This is a genomic window from Bacillus sp. FJAT-25509 (assembly GCF_001420605.1).
Taxonomy (GTDB): domain Bacteria; phylum Bacillota; class Bacilli; order Bacillales; family Bacillaceae_G; genus Gottfriedia.
On record NZ_LJIZ01000016.1, the window covers coordinates 225,028 to 246,810 of the forward strand.

The following is a 21,783-nucleotide window of genomic DNA, read 5'->3' on the forward strand; positions in this document are numbered from 1 at the left end:
CAAATCCAATCAGAGAACTCATCATAATATTTTATTCCTTCTTTCTATTAAATTATTTATCTATATCTTGAACCTTTAATTTCTTATAAAGCCAACTATCTTTAAATTATTATTATTCATTTCATTTCTTATATTTTTTTTAGTTGAATTAGTTAAAGAATACTGTAAGCTTACACTCTGTATACAAAGCTGTCAGGTCTTGTACAACTTAAGCATGTATCAGTTCATTCTTATTCTAGTTTACTCTCTATCTCATTTAGTTTTTTATGGATTTTAACAAGTAAAATAAGTATATGTATAGGAATTCCAATCGCAAGGCCCACTAATGGTGCAAAAGGACCAACAAAAAAGATTGATACAAGTATTGCAGTTATATAAATAAATACAATTACTGTTGTCATATAGGCACACCTTTTTTATTAATTATACCATAAATTCCCATTTGGATTTGACACCTGTGTTTAGTTTTACGTATTTGATTTCTTCATTTGACTCAAGGTTTAGCTCGCTCGTAATTGAGATCTATCAGTAACTTATCCGGGCTTGTTTCTAGCAATTTTCTTTTAAATCTTACTTTTCTTATCAACAAAATGGCAGGATAGTAGAATTAGAATATGGGATTTTATGGTAAAATATTTATATTACTAGATATAAAGGGGAATACATATGAAGAAATTAGTATTAGTATTATCAATCACTGCAATTTTAGCTGGTGGTTGTTCAAATGAAGAAAAGAAAGATGTAGTTGTTAAGAAACCACAAGTTTCAAATAAACAGAACGATGTTAGCCCTACACAACTAAAACCTAGTGAAAATGGGGCTCCTATAAAAATGAAAGAAATTGGAGATGGTCATAACATCGTCTATGAAAAATTTGAAGTAAGTTCAACCAAAGATGGTTGGGTATATTTCAGAGCAATTAACCTCAAAAATTCTATGTTACGTCTTACAGATGAGCAAATTAAATCATTTGGAATCAAAAATTTCAAAGCTGGAGATACTTATCAAATTGGTTGGTGGGCAAAAGATTGGAATGCTCAATCTTTTAACAACATAAAAATGTTTAAACAAATTTAACACGCAATAAAACGAATTTGTATTAAGAACATACTTGATTTCTTATTCAACAATCGCATTGCATAAGTTAAACTACAAAAAGAGGAAGATCCTATGATTTTCCTCTTTTTGTATAAATTATTTTTGATGAAAAACAAATGTTTCTTTAAAATGTCTAGTTTGATTTCCTTTTATTGTTTTTTCCCAAGTAATGTCCACTTTAAATACTTTAGCTTTTACCGATATAGGAAAGTTTGCATGGTGATAGGAACTACCATCAATATCTCCTTCATTAGTAAATAACTCTTAATAAGTTTGGTAAATCATTTTTGTTATGTTATACCACAAGATTTTAAATTATATTTAGTTCGAATAGGAGATTATTTATTAAATCGGTAATTATATGAAGGATTATTATACTGTTTCCTATTTCAACTAACGCATTGCTTTAGTTGAAGAAGGACTTGCTGTAAAAATATGGAACTTATTTAGAGAGAATAAAAAGATTGGAGTAAATCATGCTTTCAAGTAAATATTATTTAACAAATTTTTTATTGAGTATTTCGTTTGTACTTGCTTTTTTAGTGACAGCGTTTATTTTGAATGATACTTTAAGAAGTTCTCATTTTGCTGGCGCTTTTGGAGGAGGAGTCGCACTTTTTCTTTATGGTATATTTAGAAAGAATACCTCTACTAAGAAATAGGTATTTACGTAAAAGTACCAACTTATTATGCAACTTGCGCAATAGATTAGTTTAACAAAAAAGTGCTGAGTGATCAGTACTTTTTTATATTTCGAAGTATCGTTCAATAAGGCTTTTCACAAATTTACCATTATATGGATTATAATAGTTATAAATAATATTAGGAGGCGGAATTATTGAAAAAACCTTTAGGTATTTCAGTGATTAGCTATTTTTATATTTTTGGTGCCATAGTTCTAATAATTAGTTCCGTTTTTTATAATACATCTACTGACTCGATTGGCATAGCTGAAAGGTTTGGAGTTTCAAATGTATCTGAACCATTATTTAGAGTGATAGTAGCTTTTATAACTTTGATGATGATATTTGGTTATATTAGGCTAAAAAAATGGGGATTTTGGTTTATGATTTCGTATTCTTTACTTTTCGGAAGTATAAGTTTGAATTTATCCATACAACATAATCAACAACCTTACATTGGAAATATGATTTTTACCTTTTTCATTTTGTTCTACACAATTTCTGTGAAAAAATCATTTTTTGCAAAAAAACATCACTAATATGAAAAATGGTTCGAACTTAGCAAGATGTAATCTTAGGTAACTAACTGATGCGTTAGTTCAATATCATGTGTTATTTAGTAGTTCTTTTTCTTATGTATTTTACGAAATAAAAGGACCTTTCACTTGGTCCTTTTGTTAAGAAATAATGATTTTAATTATTTTTGTTTAAATACAAATGTTTGCTTATATTTTCTTGCTGGGTACTTTTCCCCCGTTGTCATTTTTTCATAAGGTTGTTCTCTCCATGTAATAACTACCTCGATATTTTTAGCATTGGAAGATACTGGCATGTTTTGATGATGTAAATCTTGTTTTAGGGGAGATACTCCACTAGTAAATAACCAATACATAGTGCTTGTATTTGGTTCATCCCTGTAAACTTCAATTTGTGGGTCATAAACTTTCTCTCCAATGTTTTTTATTTCTAAACTATAAACGTTGAATACGTCTTTTTTTTGCTTTACGTCATTAATATCTGGCTTATCAAAGGTAACCTTCCAGTGGTCAGAGTTTCTTGCTGTGGGAAGTTGATTTAACGATAAAGCACATGCGGAATTAGAACTAAAAATTGTTAGAGTTATTGTAGCGAAAATCATTAAAAAAGCGTTTTTCAATATAATTCCCTCCTATAATTAACATGTATAGTTAATATTTGATAAAAATACAGAAAAATACATTTGTTTAATTATGTAACTATCGCATTGCGATTCTTCAATAGAAGATCGCTTTTTCTTATTCAGCAAAATGACAGGATAGTTCTATAAGGATTAATTTAATATCTTCGGTAGTGGCTAGTGAAGGAATTATCATTTATGTATCAAAATTAACATATTATGGAAAAAGACAAGTGAAAATGGAGGGGATTTAATATGATGAACCCAGCATTAAAAATGTACAACTACCACGTATGGGCAAATGGAGTTATAATTGATCGTTTAAAAGAACTTCCAAAGGAAATTTATCATAAGGAAATTCAGAGTGGTTTTTCTTCGGTATCAAAGGTGTTGTCTCACATTTATCTCACAGATTATGCATGGTTTGACATTCTCTCAGGTAAAAGTATGAATGAAGCAATGGCGTTCACGAATCAATTAAGAGAACAGGTGGAAACGAAAGGTATTGAGGAAATGCAAATAATATTTCTAGACTTATCAGAACGAAACAAAGCACTTTTGAACAGTCAAGAAGATAATGAAAAGTTGATCGTGGTGGATAACCCATATGCTGGGTTGCTTGAAACATCTACATCTGAATCGGTACTTCACGTTGTCACTCACGGATCATATCACCGTGGCAATATAGCTACCATGTTGCGGCAAATGGGGCACACCTCCGTTATGCAAGATTTTGGACTTTACCTATATTCAAAATAGAACAGAGTAACTCAAGCCAATCCACTTAAAAGGAACAGAACTTCAACTAACGCAGTGCATTAGTTGAAGATCAAGAGCAGCCAAAGACTGTTCTTTTTTATTAAAGTAAATGGCAGTTTTGTGCAATAAGATACTGTATAATTAAATTCATAATAGGTGGTGGAATTATGAATTTAAAAGAAAAATTGAGTTTATTACTTAAAGAAACTGTTTTTGATTTAGTAAATAAAGATTTTGTAAAAATTAGTTCCAAACTAATCAAAGAACTTGCAATCGAGGACATTAAAGAAGAACTAAATTATTGGGGGACACTTACAATTCCACCTGATTTAGCTTACAAGAATATTAACTATATTGAGTACAATTATGGCGAAGGTTATGCAATGGAATTGGATCTTTGGATAGATAATGAGGAAAGTGACTTAACATTGTCATGTGAAGCAATAATCGACCAATCAGATAACGTTTTATCATTTTCAATCACAAATTTACACGTTTTATAATTCAATAGTATAGCAATGAATATCCAATTTCTTCTTAAAAGCAGAGGAGAACATAATAATGAGAAAGATGACATTGAAACTAACAATTGAAAATAAAGAATATATTATTGAAGAAGATCAAAGGTATATTTTTGAATTCAAGTCAGGTTATGAACTTAATGATTCTGAAAATCCATATTGCAAATGTTTAGTAATTGATCTTTCACTTGCTCTTATAGATGATGATGGAAGTATTCGTTTCTATGTTTTAGATGAAGAATCAGGTGAAGATTATCTAATTGCACAAGAAGAACTTTTATCGATAATTAATATTTAATTAGTTGTTCTTATGCAACTAACCCATACAATAGTTGAATAACCTTTAAGCTGCTTCGGTAGCTTTTTACTATTCAAGTAAATGGCAGGTTAGTAGCATAAGAGAATATGACAAAATGAAGGAAATACTATTAAAAATTTAAGCTATATTGATTGATTAGCAATCAGTCGTGACTATTATGATTGTAGAAATTGATGGATACTTTACACAAGCATTACTTACAGGTAGGAAGTGTTCTAAAAAAGAATTGAAGCAAAAATATTTACAGGCTTTAAGTATAATAAATGACATTAGAGAACTACCAGATGTGTTTTGTCGTTTATTCCGTTTTGAACAGTTCCCTTTCAATGATGAAATTGAAATCGATTTTGTTATTGATACCGATACCGATTATATTTATTCGCCGAATTATTGAACTAATTAGCAGTTGGATTAAGAAATGATATAATTTTATTAAAGGGTCAACTGACGAGGTAAAAAAACATGAAAAATTTAGTGGTATTAAGAGATTTATTGATTAATGCAAGTGACTACCAATGGAACGTCTCTCTATTTTTACCAAATGGAGAGAATTGGGGTTTGAATTCTTCTTGTTATTTAATTGATCTAGATGAATTGGATGACAATGAAGATATACCTAAATTTGCTGTTCAAAATAATTATTGTTATGTTTTAAATATGGCGGATATTCAGGATATTGTAGACAATGTAAAGCAGCAAAGAGCAGAATGTTCCGAATTAGATTTATTTGAGGCATTTCTATACTATTTTAAATATGATGCTTTTATCTCTTTTAATTAAATTTAAGAGTTGTTCAATTAACACATGCCTTATTAGAATAGCTTATCATAGTGTTTCTTTGGATTAGCTATTTTGTTTTTAATAAAATATTCAGCCTCATTTTTAATAATTTCTATGTAATTATGCTTCTTAAATGGTTTTGTATGTTTAAGAATTCTTCTAAGCCCTCCTTTTACCACTGTTCTCTCATTTTGAACATCTACAATAACAGTCAAGTATAACTTTTCATTATATTTTACTTCTCCCGTAACTTGACCTTTTTCCAAGTTAACTGTATATTCAGGTACAATTTTCAATGGTGAAAATGATGTCCAACCTGCATTTTTAGGCTGAATTCCAAACAACCTATATAACATATCCCAATAAAATTCTTTAAGTTTATTCATAAATGCTCCAATACTGTTTTGGTGTATTTTAAAATCACATTCTGCCTAATAAGTGTATTAGCAAATTTTACGATAATATTTTCATTATACACTCTAAATCCCGCTAAGTGAGTATCCAAATGTTTTAAAAATTTCTGTTAGAGATTACTGGTTTATCCAAAATAACTACTGCTCTATTGAGTGGAGTATGAATATGTGATGACAAGTTTTTTGTCGCCGAATCTGAAATTTATGAGAATAATAAACTCATTTATCAATTTTTAAAAAACTTCAAATAAAAAAACATAGGGAGAATTTAGTCTTCCTATGTCTTCATTCACATTATTTATCTGTTTTTTTTTGCTTATTTTTCAAATACTCCGCACGCATTTTTTCAAGTTGCTGCTTTTTATCAAATTTGGCAGGCGTCTGTTTTTCATGAAACTTTGCAACAGCTTGCTGACCTTTCGTATCCAATTGATATTTTCCCACTTTGTTCACCTACTTTTGTTGTCTTTAAAGAGAATCTATTCAATAAATATAATATACCTTATTACTGAAGTAAACCTTAGTGTATAAATTCATCTCTATACTGATTAATCGATTGCTTTTTAAGGTCATCCCAAATTTGTGTTGAAATATTCGCTTCCTTTTGTAACTGATCGAATGTTCTATAAATGGCTTCAATCTCACTAAAGGATCCTTCAATCATATTATTCATTGGAAGTTTATGAAATATTTTCAATCCATGGTATGCAATATTTCGATATCTACGTACCAATTTCACTTGAAAAGCTGGATCAATTTTGTATCCCAATTTTTCTAACACCATAAAGCCCTCATCCATTGCAGAAATCATCTGTAGTAATGCATTCTTATCATTTGCTATTTTTTTAAAGTCAAAGTTATTTAGATAATGGATTGAGTTCATCGCAACAATTGGTATGAGGTGACTTTTAAGCCAGCCATCAATATGATCATGATATGTTAATTTATACTTTGCTTCTTTAAAAGCTTTCTCTAAAGTTGCTTTAAAAGGTATGTCACCTTCCAAACTACCGATTACCATTTGCCCCCCACCACGAATCGAAATGATACGCCCACTTTCTTCACGTTTCCCTCCACTAAGTTGAAAACCAAAGGCTATATTCTTTTTGACGATGCTATTTTTATTTAGGAATCTTTGCATATTTGCCGAATCAGCATTATTCCCAACAAGCACGATGTTTTTACTTATATTTTGTGCTAATTCCGGTAGGACAGAAGGAAATTGATTATATTTCATTACGACAAATATAAGATCGTAGTAGTCGTCTTGTTCAAGTTTATCAATAATGTTAACTGAATCAACGGTATTTTTTCGTTGGAAATAATGACGAATAACAAGTCCATCTTGTTTCAATTGTTCATATCTTTTACTTCTAGCTAAAACAGTTACATCATTCCCTCCTTTTACTAAAGAGTGAGCAAGATAACTTCCCAAAACGCCAGCACCAAAAATTAATACTTTCATCATAGTACTCCTATTCTATCGAATCTTAATCGCTAAAGATTTACGGAAATAATACTGGACATTTGTTTTTTATTGAACAAACGTCTAATATCTAGAAGTTTAGCAACAGACGATCGCTGTATCAATGGTTAATCAAGCTGATTTTGTTTAATAATGAACAAATTAAATCTATTTGTTCAACAAAAGTTTAATAAAGTACATTTATTTCTTTTTAGACAGTTGTTCATTATAATTAATCTACTAAAGCAATTCTTATATGAAATGATAAATGAAGGAGTATTTTATGGATAAGAGAATCAGAAAATCTAAAAAAGCGATTGAGGATGCACTAATTAGTTTAATGGCGGAGAATGATTTTGAAAGTATCACCATTAATTCAATTGCAGAAAAAGCGGACGTCAATAGAGGGACAATTTATTTGCATTACAAAGACAAATTCGATTTATTAGAGCAATGTATAGAAAGAGAGATAAAAGAATTATTAATATCTTGTTTGCCTAAAGGCTCCGGAAGTTTTCCATCTAAAACACCTTTACTAAGGACGTTTATCTATTTAGAGAAAAACTCTTTCTTTTACCATACTTTGTTAACGAATACTGGGGTTCCCACATTCAGAAATCAATTATTAAGTGTAATGAAAGATGGAATGAGAGATCAATTGAATTTAAATGAATTGAATCAAAATATGAACAAAGAGTTCCTTATTCAGTTTTGGTCTTCTGCAACAATTGGGGTGATTGAATGGTGGATCACTCAATCAATGCCAATTACCGCAGAAGAAATCACGGAACAATTATGGATTTTACTAGAACGAAATCAAATTTTACCAAATATTGAATAATGCTAGACTCCATTCTGATTTCGCTATATACAATTCGTAAATTATTTGCTTTTATTCGTTTTATGTAGGAAAAGAAATCACATTTTTAAAGCATCTACATACTGTTTAGCTTCTAATAATGAAAGTCCTAAAACAGTTCGAACTTCTCTAATTGCTTGAATTTCTTTTCCTTCATTTATGAGTTTACGCAATTCATTATTAATTGGATGTTCGGGTACTTCTATTACCGTAGCAATCTGATCTAAAGTAATCTTTATATTTTTCATTCGATTCTCTAATTTATTAAGTTTATCAATAACCGTTGTAATCAGAACAAAAACAATGATTAACAATAATCCAAGAAACGTATATTCCACCTTATTCACCTACCAATTTATATTAGTTAGCAATGTCTATGGGAAATCAGTGAAAAATTATTAGGTATAAAATTTCCTAGTTAATACATGTGTTTTTAAAAATGTATTGCTCCCTATAAAGAGTAAACTTAAAAAGAGATTTCTTGAAATGACTCCGGTACTCAACCGGAGTCATTTCATTTAATGTCCATTGCAGACGATGACATTTTTGATTTTAATCTGTTCTAATCCATCAGGTCACAAATTGTAATTATGAACAATTACTACTAAGTTCTTATGTAACCAAAATGTGCCTATAGAACATACAAGTTACTATCGCACTTTAAAGTACGTTCTTTTTTTCTTTATAAATTTATTCCATAATAACAACTGTAGAGAATAGATTCCTTAGAGGTCATCTTTAATCATCTAATTTCTATTCTCTAACTAAAATTTAACTTAACTTCATATTTTACATGAAGATTAATATATATAGGAGGATTTATATGAAAGAGAATAACTTATTTCAAGGAAAATTAGGTTTTGGAACTGCCCCACTCGGAAATATGTTCCGTAACATCCCTGATGAGGAAGCATACGCAACTGTTGTAGCAGCTTGGGATAATGGCATTCGCTACTTTGATACAGCGCCACTATATGGTGCAGGTCTAGCTGAAATCCGCCTTGGAGAAGTATTATCAAGATACAATCGTGATGATTATGTTTTAAGTACAAAAGTGGGACGTTTAATTTTAGATGAACTAGAAGACGTTTCTGCACGAGACTTAGGTGAAAAAGGTGGAGTTTTTGAATTTGGACGTAAGAATAAGCTTGTGAACGATTATAGTGCTGACGCAACTTTACGTTCAATCGAACAAAGTTTAAATCGTTTGAAAACAGATCGTTTAGACATTGTCTATGTTCATGATATTGCACAAGACTTTTATGGTGACGATTGGATTGCACAGTTTGAAATTGCTCGCACTGGAGCTTTCCGCGTACTTTCTCAATTACGAGATGAAGGTGTTATTAAATCTTGGGGACTTGGTGTTAATAAAGTAGAACCAATCGAAATCGCATTAGAATTAGGTGAATACAAACCCGATGTTAGTTTATTAGCTGGTCGTTATACACTTTTGGATCACGATCGTGCGCTTCAACGATTAATGCCTGAAGCTGCTAAACAAAATGTTGATATTATCGTTGGTGGACCATATAGCTCAGGTATTCTAGCTGGTGGAACTCACTTCGAGTATCAAAAAGCATCACCTGAAATTATCTCGAAAGTTGAGAAAATCAAAGGAATTGCAAATCGACATGGTATCAGTGTGAAAGCTGCAGCTCTTCAATTCTCATTAGCAAATCCAGCAGTTGCAACAGTCATTCCAGGTGCAAGTAAACCAGAGCGAATTGCCGAAGACCAAGCAGCATTAAATGAAGTAATTCCAGCTACATTCTGGCATGAAATGAGAGAACAAAAACTAGTATCAGAAAATGCACCACTACCAATCGACATTAAATAATAACTATATGATAGGAGCGATATAAAATGGCTAACACAATCGTTACAATGGAAATTCCAGCAAATCCTGAAAAAGTATGGCAATTAATTGGCGGTTTCAATTCGCTACCAGATTGGTTACCATATATCCCAAGTAGTGAATTATTAGAAGGTGGACGTGTTCGTAGTTTGGCAAATCCGGATGGCGATGCAATTGTTGAACGCCTTGAAGCATTCAATGATAAAGAGCGTTTTTATACGTACTCAATAATGAAAGCACCATTCCCAGTTACAAACTATCAATCGACAATACGTGTTCAAGAGCATTCAGATCGAAATAAATCAATTGTTGAGTGGTCTGGTAGTTTTACTCCTGTGGATGTAACTGATGAGGAAGTAATCAATCTATTCCATGGGATTTATAAAGATGGATTGGAAGCATTAAGACAAGCATTTCAAGTTTTAACTGTATAATAACTAAATTATTAAATATAGAAATAGAGGATAAGTTAGTATTTATCCTCTATTTCTTCGTTTAAGTAGCTGTTTATAAAATGGGAAAGGAGATTTTACTTTCTCACATCACCTATTTTATAAAAAAGAAAAATCCGCTCCATTTTTTGTAGCGGATTTTTCGTGTGATTATATTAGCTATATAGTAGGGTATTAGGCCCCATCTTTGACGATTTACTTATTCATTAGATTGTAGAAGTATTTTTCGTTAATGCTGGCTTCAAATGTAAGATTAATCCTTCATTTTCAGCAGCAGTTCCGATTGTAATTCTGATTCCATTAGGGAAAGAACGGATAATGTATCCTTTTGATTCTAAATCCTTAAAGATTTCCTGGCTGTTTTCAAGTGGCACAAATATAAAGTTTGCTTGAGATGGATAGTATTCGATACCATAACTGTTGAAAAACTCTTCGTATTGATCCATGCCTTTTTTATTTTGTTCAACACAGTTTTTAATAAAGACTTGGTCTTCAAGTGCTGCTATTGCTGCTACTTGAGATAGCATTGAAGTGTTGAATGGAAGTCTAGCAATATTTAATTCTTGAATTAATTTGCTATTTGCGATACCATAGCCGATTCGGAATGATGCTAGGCCGTATGCTTTTGAAAAAGTTCTTAAAACGATTAGATTTTCAAATTTATTTAGTAATGAGATTGTATCAGGGAAATCTGATGCTGATACATATTCAACATAAGCTTCGTCAACAACTACAAAAGTAGTGCTTGGTACTTTTTCTAAAAACTCGACTAATTTGCGGCTTCCAATATATGTACCTGTTGGGTTATTTGGATTACAAATCCAAACAATTTTAGTATTCGCATCTACTTGTGCAAGCATAGAATCTAAATCGTGTACACCTTTAACTAAAGGAACTGGTCTTACTTCAGCACCTTCTATAACTGCGTGATGAGCATATTGTGAAAAAGTTTGAGATGCTTGTACAATATTATGTTCTTTCGTTAGCAACGCTCGACTAATCATTTGAATAACTTCGTCAGCACCACTTCCGAATATTAATTGATCTGGCTGTATATTTAAGAAATTCGCTAGTTTCTTACTAATTTCTTCTGTCGCACCATCTGGATAAATCGCAAACTTACTTACTACATTACGTAGTTCTTCAAAAACTTTAGGAGAACATCCGAATGGGTTTTCATTTGATGCAAGTTTTACAACTTTGTCTAGACCATATTCACGCATGACTACTTCACTTGGCTTTCCTGGTGTGTATGCTTGAAGAGTCAAAATTTGTGGTTTCACGTACATGCTTATTTCTCCTTTTATTCAAAGTTTTGTATAATGTTGTCAGTTTATCATATTATTAAGCTGTTAATCTAGTCCTATTTTCAAGAATATTTCAAATTATCTAGTTCCATATTGCCTGCGTTATTTTGAAAATAGCTTGCTTCAAATTCAAATAAAAAGTAGAATCATAAGACTCTACTTTTCAAGCCAACTACCCATATAAGCCGGATCTTCATATTGATGTGCTTCTTTTACTACGTAAAGTGGTCTGAATGTATCAATCATAACTGCTAGTTCTAATGTTTCTTTCTTTCCAATACTACCTTCAGTTTTACCTGGATGTGGTCCATGTGGAATACCTGATGGATGTAATGTAATAGACTCTTGTTCGATTCCTTTTCTACTCATAAAGTTTCCTTCTACATAGTAAAGGACTTCATCACTGTTTACATTACTGTGAACATAAGGTGCCGGAATTGCTTCAGGATGATAATCATACATCCTTGGAACAAATGAGCACACTACAAAATTATGTCCTTCGAATGTTTGATGTACTGGTGGTGGCTGATGAATTCTTCCTGTAATCGGTTCGAAATCTTCAATATTAAATGCCCATGGATATAAATACCCATCCCATCCTACTACATCAAATGGATGATGAGTTAAGACATGTTTATAAAGGTTTCCTCTTGCTCTAGTTAAAACAGTAAATTCACCTTTTTCATCATATGTCTCTAACGTTTCTGGTCCTCTAAAATCACGTTCGCAAAATGGGCTATGCTCAAGCATTTGGCCATATTCATTTCGATAACGTCTTGGAGTTGTTAATTGGCTATTAGACTCAACAATTAAAAACTTCGTATCATCATTTGGAACTACTTTGTAAATTGTTCCAATAGGGATCATGATATAATCGCCTTTACGGTACGTGATTGTTCCGAACATTGTTTGGATTTCACCTGAACCATAATGGACAAAGAACATTTCATCTCCTTCACCATTTCGATAAAAATGTTTGCTTTCCTCTGTTACGTTTGCAACTGCAATTAATAGATCAGAGTTACCTAAAACGTATACTCTTCCTTCTAAAGCATCGCCTGTACGCTCTAAATTGTTTGTACGAATATGGCGGTGTTGTAATGATGTCTGTTCTTCAAATTCGATTTGAAGTGATTTATAAAATGATGTTTCACTAACTGAAGTAGGCATATGGTTATGATATAAAATAGATTGAGTGCCTGAAAATCCTTTTGTACCCATTACCTGCTCTCTGTATAATGACCCATCTTCTTTTCGAAATTGAATATGTCTTTTCTTTGGAATCTTACCTAGACTACGATAATACACACGCTTCCCCTCACTTTCTTACAGTATTTCGTAATGTACCTAAACCAGTAATGCTTAACTCAACAACGTCTCCATCTTCTAACCAGCGATGTTTTTCTTCACCAAGTTCTAAGATACAACCTGTTCCAACCGTTCCGGAGCCAATTACATCACCTGGATATAGCGTTACATTTTTTGATGCATGAGAAATTAATTCTGGAACGGAATAATAAATTGTAGAAAAATTGCCACTAGAAATGATTTTTCCATTAACTGCAGCTGTCATCTTCAAATCATAGCTTTTACCTGTTCTGAATTTCTCAATTTCATCTTTTGTTACAATACAAGGTCCTAGAGAAGTAGCAAAATCCTTACCTTTTGATGGACCTAAGCCAACTTTTACTTCATGTGCTTGAATATCTCTAGCACTCCAGTCATTCAAAATTGTATAGCCAAGAATATAATCATCGGCTTCTTCAACAGGGATATCTTTACCTTCTTTACCGATAATACAAGCGATTTCTAATTCAAAATCCATCTTTTTGCAATTAGTTGGAATGCTTACATAATCTTCAGGTCCAATAACCGCTCGATGATTCGTAAAATAGAAAACTGGTACGTCATACCACTCAGGTATCATCTCTAGACCTCTTCTGCCGCGAGCAGTTTTTACATGCTCCTCAAAGGCATAAAAATCACGGATACTTTGTGGTCTTGGTAATGGTGCTCGCAATTGAACAGAAGAAAGTGGAATACCTTCTCCTGATATTTCTGCTATTTCATTTTTATATAAATCATAGTTTTCTAGAATCGTTAGTAAATCTGCTGGAATTCGGCCATTACTAGCTTTATTAAGGTCGATTACTTGATCTTCAACTAATAAACCTGCACGCTCATTACCATCATATTGAAAAGTTATAAATTTCATACCTTCACCTTTTTCTTTCAATTGCAAAAGTATCAGAAATAGCACGTGTGTAAGAATGTCCAGCAAGGCGGCCAACTGGATTTAGCTTTTCAGTATTGATTTTGCCATCTGCATATAATTCATCATTTATATGAACATTAACGACTTTACCAATTACTAAACTTCCAGCACCTTTGTTCTCACCAAAATGTAGTAGCTCATGAAGCTCACATTCTAGTCCTACTAAACTTTCTTTTACTCGAGGAACTTGTACAGTTGTCCCATCGACTTTTGTAAGGCCAACTTGTTCAAATTCATCTACTCCATACGGAAAATCTGCAGCAGCATTATTAACTTGTTCGCAAATTTCTTCACTTACAATATTAATAATGAATCGCTTCGTCAGTTCAATATTTTTTAATGTGTCTTTTTTCTCGCCGTCTGTACCTCTAATCATAGGTGCAAAGCACACTAACATCGGGTCAGCACAAATCGCTGTAAAGAAACTAAAAGGTGCAACATTCGCTACACCTTCTAAGTTTACAGTTGAAACAAATGCAATCGGACGAGGCAACACTGAACCAATTAACAGCTTATAAGCATCTTGCCATGGTAAAGTATCCGGTCTAATTTCCATTGTTACAACTCCTTATAGATTTCCTCGAAGTTCTTGCTCACGCTCGATTGATTCGAATAATGCTTTAAAGTTACCATCACCGAATCCTCTAGCACCTTTACGTTGAATAATTTCAATAAATAAAGTTGGACGGTCAACGATTGGACGAGTAAAGATTTGTAATAAATACCCTTCATCATCACGGTCAACTAAAATCTTTAATTCTCTTAATTTCTCAATATCTTCATCAATTTTTCCAACGCGCTCTGTTAACATATCATAATACGTATCTGGTGTTTTTAAGAATTCTACACCTAGAGCTCTAAGCTTAGTAACTGTATCAACGATATCTTCAGTTAATAAAGCAATATGTTGTACGCCTGGTCCATTGTTATAGTCTAAGTACTCTTGAATTTGTGATTTCTTTTTACCTTCAGCTGGTTCATTAATTGGGAATTTAATTCTGCTACCATTTGTCATAACTTTTGACATTAATGCAGAATACTCAGTGCTAATATCGTCATCGTCAAAATGGATCATTGATTGGAATCCCATTACGTTTTCATAATAAGAAACCCATTCTTCCATTCTTTCAACGTTACCAACTACATGGTCTAATGCGATTAAACCTGTTTCATTTACTGGAATTGTGAAAGCACGATCTTTATATCCTGGTAAGAAAGGACCATTGTAGTCGCCTTTTTCGATTAATGTGTGAATTGTATCACCATAAGTTCCGATTACAGCTTTTTTAACTGTACCATATTCATCACTAACTTCAGTTGGAGGTAAAATTTTAATCGCTCCACGGCTTACTGCACCTTGATACGCTGCTTCGATATCATCAACTAATAAAGCGATATCTTTAACACCATCGCCATGTTTTTTAATAAACTCAGCAATTTTAGTATCTTCTTTTAAAGATCCAGTAATAACTAGACGAATTGTACCATTTTTTAATACGTAAGAAACTTTATCACGTACTTTTGTTTCTAAACCAGAGTATGCTACTGGTGTAAATCCAAAAGTGTTTGCGAAGAAATAAGCTGTTTGTTTCGCGTTCCCTACATATAGTTCTAAATGATGAACATCTGATACTGGAAAAACATCATAGTTAGTATTTGTTTGTTTTAATTCATCTTGTTTCATTTTAATTTCCCCCTATAAATTACGATTTTTGTAAAGAAAAGAAAAAACTATGTAAGAGCGTTAAGTAAACGCTTACAAAACAAATAACCGCATAAAAAAAATTCTTAACAAGGATGACAATTCGCCAAGAATACCATTTAGAAATATATGGGAAATTCCCTAACGAACACACAACCTTTACTACTATATTAATGTAATGATCGTTTTATGAGCCGATTTTACATTTATATAGTAGTCTTTAAAATAAATATTTCTACACTTCTTTTTAAATTCCTTCAAAAAATTTTCAATTAAATAAATTTTTTGTCGTTTCTTAATTTTTTAACTTTTAGGATTAATTCGTATTACTTTTCTTTATATGATTTCTGCCCCATGCACATAAAAGATCCAAAATTGGTTTCATTGATTTACCGTATTCATTTAATTCGTATTCCACTTTAGGCGGAATTTGATCATAAGCAATACGATTAATTAGTCCATCCGCTTCTAACTCTCTTAATTGCTGTGTTAACATTTTTTGAGTTATTTTAGGCATCAGTTTTCTAAGCTCATTCGTTCTTTTTTTACCTGTTTCTAAATGGCAAAGAATAATACACTTCCACTTACCACCTATTACCTCAATCGCTGCTTCAATCGGCATATTATATTCTTTCATATATCCTCCATCATTGCTAATTACTATTTAATTAAAATTAAGATAATTTTAGTCAATTTTTTTAGTACAAATGAAAACTACAAAATCACCATATTTTGTGGATATTATAACTATTGTCCTATCAATGATTTTGCAGTCAACAGTAAAGGTTCATAAAATATAGCATACAAATAAATTATAGTTCAAATATTTATCAGTTATAAAAAAAACAAACTTAGTCCTATAGACTTAGATTTTCCAAATAGTTTTATAGGCACTTTTTAGTACGTACTTTATTTTAGGATCGTAATCATTCATAATTACAATCATAATTTATTCAAAAAGGAGTGGAAACAATATGTTTATCATTCATGGTAGTTCTAGGGAAAACGGAAATACAGAGCAGCTAACAAATCTCATTACAAAAGATGTTGCCAAAACGGAAGTGCAATTACGTCATAAAAATATTAAGGCGATTAACGACCAAAGACACGAGCCCAATGGCTTCCAACCAATTGATGATGATTACGAAGAAATTATTAAAGAAATGCTACAGCATGATACGATTATTTTTTCAACACCTTTATATTGGTATGGTATGAGTGGTTACATGAAAAACTTTATTGATCGTTGGTCTCAAAGTCTTCGTAATAAAGATCTCCAATTCGCTGAAAAAATGAAAAACAAAAAAATGTATGTCGTAATTGTTGGTGGCGATCAGCCAAAAATTAAAGCACTACCATTAATTTTACAATTTAAACATATATTCGAATTTGTTGGAGCAACACTTGAAGGATATATTATTGGAACAGGAAATTCACCTGGAGCAATAGTAGAAGATCAATTAGCCATTCAACAAGCTGAATTGCTAAATACAACACTAAAAAATAAGTAAGTACAACTAGAAGGAGCAAGACCTTGAATCCATTTTTACAACATAACCCAACTAAATTATGGTTTGGGAAAAATCAAATTGAACAATTATCAAATGAAGTACAAGATTATAACCGTATCCTGATTGTTTATGGTGGCGGCAGTATTAAAAAAAATGGCGTATATGATGACGTTATGAACCAATTAAGTAGTAAAACGATTTTTGAACTTTCTGGAGTTGAACCAAATCCGAGACTAACAACGGTGAATAAAGGTATTCAAATCTGTAGAGATGAAAAAATTGATTTTATTTTAGCTGTAGGCGGCGGTAGTGTAATCGACTGTGTTAAAGCTATTGCAATTGGCGTTCCATATGAAGGAGATGTGTGGGATGTTATTACTAGAAAATCTCAACCAACAAGTTCAACTCCTTTTGGTACTGTTTTAACTTTAGCTGCAACTGGTTCAGAAATGAACTGCACATCAGTTATATCAAATTTGGATGTAAATGAAAAAAGAGGATGGAGTAATCCACTCGTTTTTCCTAAATTTTCAATATTAGACCCTTCTTATACATTCTCGGTTCCAATCGATCAAACAATCTATGGAATTGTCGACATTATGTCACATGCATTAGAGCAATATTTCCACCGTGTTAGCAATACACCTATGATTGATCGCTTTATCGAAAGTTTATTAATTACTGTAATCGAAGCTGGTGGAAAGCTTGTTAAGGATTTAGAAAACTATGATTTACGTGAAACAATTATGTACGCTGGAACGACAGCCTTTAATGATACATTATTAAATGGTACAGATGGCGGCGACTGGGCATCACATCAAATTGAACACGCAGTATCTGCCATTTACGATATTCCACACGGCGGTGGATTAGCAATCCTATTCCCTAACTGGTTAAGCCATTGCTTAGACTATGATCCAAGCAGAATTAAAATGCTAGCAACAAATGTTTTTGGAATTTCAGAAGAAGGAAAAACAACAAAGCAAGTTGCAGAAGAAGGAATCCAAGCACTAAGAAGTTTTTGGAACTCAATCGGTGCACCAAACCGATTAGCAGATTACCAAATTGACGACTCACGTTTAGACGAATTAGTAGAAAAATCCTTCGTAAAACCAGTAGTTGGTGGTTACAAAATTTTAGATAAGGAAAGTGCTAGAGATATTTTAGTACGCTCTCTTTAATGAGGAAAAGAACCTTGCATAAAGCGAGGTTCTTTTCTTATGTTGTTGATTTAATAATATTATCATTTTTTTTTAAAAATCAGCCTTTTTATATTATTTAAAGGTTGTTTGTGGCCTTATTTGCAGTTAGATCATTTTATTTGCGAATTCATCAATTTTATTTGCAGTTTCACTTATTATATTTGCTGATTTACTAATTTTAATTGCAGATTTAAATTTAACTGCTATTAACCTTAAAATACTAGCACCTTTTCTAATCAAAAACAAAAAAAGAACCTACTAAAAGGTTCTCAACTAAAATTGCATTTCTACCCAATTAAGTTCATTAATATGGTGATCTACAACGTTACAACACATATTCGGGTTAATCGTATCGACATGTGAGATTGTAATAGAAGACATTGAAACAGAATATTTAACGGTTTCGATAATGCTCATATTATTCATATAGCCATATCCGATCCCAGCAACTAAAGCATCTCCCGCTCCTGTTACATTCACAACAGAAACTCCATCTGCTTGGATAATTCCTTCTTCTACTCCATCATTATAATAAATTCCTTCTGCATCTAAACTAATGAAAACATTTGTTACGCCTAATTCTCTAAAATATCTGCCAGCTTTTCGTACATCTTCAACAGAAGTAATTTCAAATCCACATAATACTTCAGCTTCATGGCGATTTGGTTTAATCGTATGAAAATATTGAATATAATCTCTTATTTTTGAAGCTTTTGAAGCAGAAACTGGATCTAAAATAAATTTTGTATCCTTATGGAAATTTGTTAATAAATAAGCCAAAATAATTGGATTATCCGCGTCAACTACCATATATTCAGCATTTCGAATAACTTCTGCTTTGGAGTCAATAAACTCCATTGTAAAATTGTTTGTGATATCTAAATCTACTACTGCAGAGACCATTTCTCCGCTTTCATTTAAAATAGCTAAATAGGTTGGGGTAGATTCACCTTTAATAATTAATGTATCTTCCATATCTATGTTCAAGTTTTTTGCGTGATTTAACATGTTGATTCCATTGATATCATCACCGATGACTGAAATAAACTTTGTGTTTATGTTAATCTTTGCCATATTTTCTGCAATATTACGGCAAACACCACCAAACGATACTTTTACACTGCCTGGATTTGAATCATATGGACGATAATTTTTTTTCGTAAATCCGATAATATCACATATAGAAACACCAAATACTAATATATATGGATTAGAAGGAATTGTCATTTTGTCAGTCCTTTCACTTTAAACTGAAAGAAAAATAAATTGTTTTGATTCACTAATTATACCAGTATAATATATTCTTAATAAAGTATTTTTTTTTACTTATTTTCATAATTAATTTCTTTTTTATTATTGACTAAAAATATTTTTAAGTATAATATTTATTCTTACGTTTAAAAAAATATTTTTTACGTGGTTCGAAAACCTCCCACGAAAAAAAACTAAGGAGAAACAAAATGAAGTTAAAGACAATTACTGTTAATGGAGTATTTGCTGCACTATATATTGCAGTAACGTACTTTATTCAACCGTTCGGGTTTACGAACGTACAGTTTCGTGTATCCGAAATATTTAATCACTTAGTCGTTTTTAATAAAAAGTACATATATGGAGTAGTTTTAGGAGTTATACTAGCTAATTTTTTCTTTTCTCCAATAATGGCATATGATTTAGTCTTTGGTGTTGGCCAATCGATTATTTCTTTATTAATTACAATTGCTACATCAAAATTTATAAAAGGTATTATTCCGAGAATGATTGTTAACACTGTTGTCTTTACGATTACTATGTTCTTAATCGCAATCGAATTAAAGCTAGCATTTCATTTACCTTTCCCAATGACTTATTTAACTACAGCCATTGGTGAATTTGTAGTGATGGTTGTTGGTATACCGATTATGTACTATTTAAATAAACGAGTTAAATTCGAACATCTTATTTAAGTAAAAAAGAGTTGTTTCCCTAATTGGATACAACTCTTTTTATTATGTATTATTTGTCTTCTCTTAATAAATAATCATTACCATCTTGATCGTAGAAATTAAACATTGAACCGTATGGCATTTTCATCAAATCATCAACTTTTACGCCGTTTTGTTTCATTTTTTCATAAGCTGCTTCAATATCCGTTGTACTAAAAAGTACAGATGGATGAGCTATTTTATCTGGTTTAAATTGTTCCATAGAAGATTTAGAGTAAAGAACTAAAGTAGTAAATTCGCTTTCGCTTGGACCTACTTCAATCCATTTCGCATCTGGTCCCATTGGCATTTCTATTTTTAAAACAAACCCCATTTTATTAATCCAAAAATCTTTTGCTTGCTCTTGATTTTCTACATAAACAGTAACTTTACCGATTTTATTAATCATGTAAAAATCTCCTCTACTGGTTAATTTTACTACCTATCTATTTTAGCAAACACAATTTTATAAAACAAACCGATTAAGTACTAGTTAATATAATTTTATTGTATATGACTTTTTTCCTGTAGAAGCATTTTTATGAAACAATCCCATATACTTTTTTTTAAACAGTACAATGTAAGGAGGAAGTAATCTTGCCTAATAACGTAATTTGGAACGATGTTGATGAATATTTCATAGAAAAACTAATTCCGAATGATTCTATTTTAGAAAATGTATTACTTGCAAATTATCATGCCGGTCTACCTAGTATAGATGTGTCTCCTACTCAAGGTAAATTACTTTATCTATTAGCAAAAATTAAAGGCGCTAAAAACATTTTAGAAATCGGTACTTTAGGTGGATATAGTAGTATTTGGTTAGCTCGTGCACTTCCCGAAGATGGAAAATTAACAACATTAGAAATTAACCATGAGCATGCAAAAGTAGCCGAAAAAAATATCATAGAAGCAAAATTGCAAAATAAAGTGGAAATTATAATCGGAAAAGCATTAGATACACTACCATCTCTAAAAGAATCAAATTCAATTTTTGATTTCATATTTATTGATGCCGATAAACCAAATAATCCCCACTATTTAAATTGGGCATTAAAATTAGCAACCTCTGGGGCATTAATAATTGTAGATAATGTTGTTAGAAACGGTGAAGTGATTTATCAAACAAATCAAGATGAAAGTGTCAAAGGTGTACGAAAATTAATGGATCTATTAGCTTCTGACCCACGTATTGACTCAACTGCAATTCAGACAGTTGGATTAAAAGGATTTGATGGTTTTGTGATTGGAGTTGTTAAGTAGCATTTTATAAGAGGGTGCTCAAAAGTTTACTTTTTTGTAGAGACAGTTGGGGCTATTTAGATCTAGCGTAGGGTGCTAAACACAAAAAAAAAAGAAGTATGAACAAATGTAGTAACCGTCCATACTTCTTTACTATTTAAACGGAATAATCTCAATATACGATTGTATTCTTCACCAGAGATTTTACCCATTTAAT

Annotated in this window: 32 protein-coding genes and 1 riboswitch; of the genes, 15 read left to right on the top strand and 17 right to left on the bottom strand. The window is 31.6% G+C overall.

What is annotated here, in order from left to right:
• Nucleotides 1–230 precede the first annotated feature (230 nt).
• On the bottom strand, nt 231–401 hold the full coding sequence (locus AN960_RS24450; protein WP_156339664.1) for a hypothetical protein: 171 nt from the start codon (nt 399–401) through the stop codon (nt 231–233).
• A gap of 265 nt (nt 402–666) precedes the next feature.
• Here AN960_RS24450 and AN960_RS10335 point away from each other — a divergent pair, with 265 nt between their 5' ends.
• A complete protein-coding gene (locus tag AN960_RS10335) occupies nt 667–1,077 on the top strand; it encodes a hypothetical protein (protein WP_056470627.1) in 411 nt (136 codons plus the stop codon).
• A 117-nt stretch (nt 1,078–1,194) separates the two neighbouring features.
• On the opposite strand, the gene AN960_RS25445 is transcribed toward AN960_RS10335, so the two are convergent.
• Nucleotides 1,195–1,338, bottom strand: a complete 144-nt coding sequence (locus AN960_RS25445; RefSeq protein WP_502692545.1) for a YozF family protein — start codon at nt 1,336–1,338, stop codon at nt 1,195–1,197.
• Nucleotides 1,339–1,574: 236 nt separating this feature from the next.
• Between AN960_RS25445 and AN960_RS10340 the strand changes: the two genes are divergently transcribed.
• Together AN960_RS10340 and AN960_RS10345 are read left to right on the top strand one after the other, a co-directional pair.
• Nucleotides 1,575–1,760 carry a hypothetical protein gene (locus AN960_RS10340; protein WP_056470630.1) on the top strand — a complete coding sequence of 62 codons (186 nt, stop codon included), beginning with the start codon at nt 1,575–1,577 and terminating at the stop codon, nt 1,758–1,760.
• Between the two features lie 176 nt (nt 1,761–1,936).
• Nucleotides 1,937–2,320 (top strand): hypothetical protein, encoded by a 384-nt coding sequence (locus AN960_RS10345; RefSeq protein WP_056470632.1) that lies wholly within the window; start codon nt 1,937–1,939, stop codon nt 2,318–2,320.
• Between the two features lie 158 nt (nt 2,321–2,478).
• On the opposite strand, the gene AN960_RS10350 is transcribed toward AN960_RS10345, so the two are convergent.
• Nucleotides 2,479–2,937 (bottom strand): YozF family protein, encoded by a 459-nt coding sequence (locus AN960_RS10350; protein WP_082459468.1) that lies wholly within the window; start codon nt 2,935–2,937, stop codon nt 2,479–2,481.
• Between the two features lie 255 nt (nt 2,938–3,192).
• Between AN960_RS10350 and AN960_RS10355 the strand changes: the two genes are divergently transcribed.
• The 5 genes from AN960_RS10355 to AN960_RS10375 all read left to right on the top strand — a co-directional run bounded on the left by AN960_RS10355 (nt 3,193) and on the right by AN960_RS10375 (nt 5,316).
• Entirely contained in the window at nt 3,193–3,696 is a 504-nt protein-coding gene (locus AN960_RS10355) for a DinB family protein (RefSeq protein ID WP_056470637.1), read from the top strand.
• 167 nt (nt 3,697–3,863) lie between these two features.
• Nucleotides 3,864–4,199 carry a DUF7668 domain-containing protein gene (locus tag AN960_RS10360; RefSeq protein WP_056470639.1) on the top strand — a complete coding sequence of 112 codons (336 nt, stop codon included), beginning with the start codon at nt 3,864–3,866 and terminating at the stop codon, nt 4,197–4,199.
• 58 nt (nt 4,200–4,257) lie between these two features.
• Complete coding sequence (locus AN960_RS10365; RefSeq protein ID WP_056470642.1) at nt 4,258–4,515, top strand: hypothetical protein; 258 nt, start codon at nt 4,258–4,260, stop codon at nt 4,513–4,515.
• A 178-nt stretch (nt 4,516–4,693) separates the two neighbouring features.
• Nucleotides 4,694–4,930 (top strand): hypothetical protein, encoded by a 237-nt coding sequence (locus AN960_RS10370; protein ID WP_056470646.1) that lies wholly within the window; start codon nt 4,694–4,696, stop codon nt 4,928–4,930.
• A 68-nt stretch (nt 4,931–4,998) separates the two neighbouring features.
• Entirely contained in the window at nt 4,999–5,316 is a 318-nt protein-coding gene (locus AN960_RS10375) for a DUF7716 domain-containing protein (protein ID WP_056470650.1), read from the top strand.
• Between the two features lie 32 nt (nt 5,317–5,348).
• Here AN960_RS10375 and AN960_RS10380 read toward each other — a convergent pair whose 3' ends face one another.
• The 3 genes from AN960_RS10380 to AN960_RS10390 form a co-directional block, all read right to left on the bottom strand.
• The gene (locus tag AN960_RS10380; protein WP_056470651.1) at nt 5,349–5,702 is read right to left on the bottom strand and encodes a hypothetical protein; all 354 of its coding nucleotides are present in this window, start codon (nt 5,700–5,702) and stop codon (nt 5,349–5,351) included.
• Nucleotides 5,703–6,023: 321 nt separating this feature from the next.
• Nucleotides 6,024–6,173, bottom strand: a complete 150-nt coding sequence (locus AN960_RS24770; protein WP_056470655.1) for a hypothetical protein — start codon at nt 6,171–6,173, stop codon at nt 6,024–6,026.
• Nucleotides 6,174–6,249: 76 nt separating this feature from the next.
• Nucleotides 6,250–7,194 (bottom strand): ketopantoate reductase family protein, encoded by a 945-nt coding sequence (locus AN960_RS10390; protein ID WP_056470658.1) that lies wholly within the window; start codon nt 7,192–7,194, stop codon nt 6,250–6,252.
• Nucleotides 7,195–7,477: 283 nt separating this feature from the next.
• On the opposite strand from AN960_RS10390, the gene AN960_RS10395 reads away from it, so the two are divergent.
• Nucleotides 7,478–8,035, top strand: a complete 558-nt coding sequence (locus AN960_RS10395) for a TetR/AcrR family transcriptional regulator (RefSeq protein WP_056470661.1) — start codon at nt 7,478–7,480, stop codon at nt 8,033–8,035.
• A gap of 77 nt (nt 8,036–8,112) precedes the next feature.
• Here the strand turns inward: AN960_RS10395 and AN960_RS10400 are convergent, their stop codons facing one another.
• Nucleotides 8,113–8,391, bottom strand: a complete 279-nt coding sequence (locus AN960_RS10400; protein WP_056470664.1) for a hypothetical protein — start codon at nt 8,389–8,391, stop codon at nt 8,113–8,115.
• Between the two features lie 485 nt (nt 8,392–8,876).
• Here AN960_RS10400 and AN960_RS10405 point away from each other — a divergent pair, with 485 nt between their 5' ends.
• The gene (locus tag AN960_RS10405; protein ID WP_056470667.1) at nt 8,877–9,893 is read left to right on the top strand and encodes an aldo/keto reductase; all 1,017 of its coding nucleotides are present in this window, start codon (nt 8,877–8,879) and stop codon (nt 9,891–9,893) included.
• A gap of 26 nt (nt 9,894–9,919) precedes the next feature.
• The gene (locus AN960_RS10410; protein WP_056470670.1) at nt 9,920–10,345 is read left to right on the top strand and encodes an SRPBCC family protein; all 426 of its coding nucleotides are present in this window, start codon (nt 9,920–9,922) and stop codon (nt 10,343–10,345) included.
• A gap of 224 nt (nt 10,346–10,569) precedes the next feature.
• Here AN960_RS10410 and hisC read toward each other — a convergent pair whose 3' ends face one another.
• From hisC to AN960_RS10440, 6 genes are all read right to left on the bottom strand, one after another.
• Nucleotides 10,570–11,652 carry a histidinol-phosphate transaminase gene (hisC, locus tag AN960_RS10415; RefSeq protein WP_056470673.1) on the bottom strand — a complete coding sequence of 361 codons (1,083 nt, stop codon included), beginning with the start codon at nt 11,650–11,652 and terminating at the stop codon, nt 10,570–10,572.
• 174 nt (nt 11,653–11,826) lie between these two features.
• A complete protein-coding gene (locus AN960_RS10420; RefSeq protein WP_056470674.1) occupies nt 11,827–12,978 on the bottom strand; it encodes a homogentisate 1,2-dioxygenase in 1,152 nt (383 codons plus the stop codon).
• Between the two features lie 10 nt (nt 12,979–12,988).
• Nucleotides 12,989–13,885 carry a fumarylacetoacetate hydrolase family protein gene (locus tag AN960_RS10425; protein WP_056470676.1) on the bottom strand — a complete coding sequence of 299 codons (897 nt, stop codon included), beginning with the start codon at nt 13,883–13,885 and terminating at the stop codon, nt 12,989–12,991.
• 4 nt (nt 13,886–13,889) lie between these two features.
• Nucleotides 13,890–14,501: a flavin reductase family protein gene (locus AN960_RS10430; protein WP_056470678.1), complete on the bottom strand. Its 612-nt coding sequence runs from the start codon at nt 14,499–14,501 to the stop codon at nt 13,890–13,892.
• A gap of 12 nt (nt 14,502–14,513) precedes the next feature.
• Entirely contained in the window at nt 14,514–15,629 is a 1,116-nt protein-coding gene (gene hppD / locus AN960_RS10435) for a 4-hydroxyphenylpyruvate dioxygenase (protein ID WP_056470680.1), read from the bottom strand.
• Between the two features lie 334 nt (nt 15,630–15,963).
• Nucleotides 15,964–16,284, bottom strand: coding sequence for a winged helix-turn-helix transcriptional regulator (locus AN960_RS10440; protein WP_056470682.1), 321 nt, complete (start codon nt 16,282–16,284; stop codon nt 15,964–15,966).
• 337 nt (nt 16,285–16,621) lie between these two features.
• Between AN960_RS10440 and AN960_RS10445 the strand changes: the two genes are divergently transcribed.
• Both AN960_RS10445 and AN960_RS10450 read left to right on the top strand, forming a co-directional pair.
• Entirely contained in the window at nt 16,622–17,158 is a 537-nt protein-coding gene (locus AN960_RS10445) for a flavodoxin family protein (protein WP_056470685.1), read from the top strand.
• A gap of 23 nt (nt 17,159–17,181) precedes the next feature.
• A complete protein-coding gene (locus tag AN960_RS10450) occupies nt 17,182–18,339 on the top strand; it encodes an iron-containing alcohol dehydrogenase (RefSeq protein ID WP_056470688.1) in 1,158 nt (385 codons plus the stop codon).
• Nucleotides 18,340–18,465: 126 nt separating this feature from the next.
• Here the strand turns inward: AN960_RS10450 and AN960_RS24455 are convergent, their stop codons facing one another.
• The gene (locus tag AN960_RS24455) at nt 18,466–18,606 is read right to left on the bottom strand and encodes a hypothetical protein (RefSeq protein ID WP_156339665.1); all 141 of its coding nucleotides are present in this window, start codon (nt 18,604–18,606) and stop codon (nt 18,466–18,468) included.
• A 27-nt stretch (nt 18,607–18,633) separates the two neighbouring features.
• Nucleotides 18,634–19,587 (bottom strand): carbohydrate kinase family protein, encoded by a 954-nt coding sequence (locus AN960_RS10455; protein WP_056470690.1) that lies wholly within the window; start codon nt 19,585–19,587, stop codon nt 18,634–18,636.
• 183 nt (nt 19,588–19,770) lie between these two features.
• A riboswitch (PreQ1 riboswitch) is annotated at nt 19,771–19,815 on the top strand.
• Between the two features lie 5 nt (nt 19,816–19,820).
• Between AN960_RS10455 and AN960_RS10460 the strand changes: the two genes are divergently transcribed.
• Nucleotides 19,821–20,306, top strand: coding sequence for a QueT transporter family protein (locus AN960_RS10460; protein ID WP_056470694.1), 486 nt, complete (start codon nt 19,821–19,823; stop codon nt 20,304–20,306).
• Nucleotides 20,307–20,355: 49 nt separating this feature from the next.
• Here AN960_RS10460 and AN960_RS10465 read toward each other — a convergent pair whose 3' ends face one another.
• A complete protein-coding gene (locus tag AN960_RS10465) occupies nt 20,356–20,733 on the bottom strand; it encodes a VOC family protein (RefSeq protein WP_056470696.1) in 378 nt (125 codons plus the stop codon).
• A gap of 188 nt (nt 20,734–20,921) precedes the next feature.
• Between AN960_RS10465 and AN960_RS10470 the strand changes: the two genes are divergently transcribed.
• Entirely contained in the window at nt 20,922–21,587 is a 666-nt protein-coding gene (locus AN960_RS10470) for an O-methyltransferase (RefSeq protein WP_056470699.1), read from the top strand.
• 62 nt (nt 21,588–21,649) lie between these two features.
• On the opposite strand, the gene AN960_RS25065 is transcribed toward AN960_RS10470, so the two are convergent.
• Nucleotides 21,650–21,778: a hypothetical protein gene (locus AN960_RS25065; protein WP_286131690.1), complete on the bottom strand. Its 129-nt coding sequence runs from the start codon at nt 21,776–21,778 to the stop codon at nt 21,650–21,652.
• Nucleotides 21,779–21,783 lie beyond the last annotated feature (5 nt).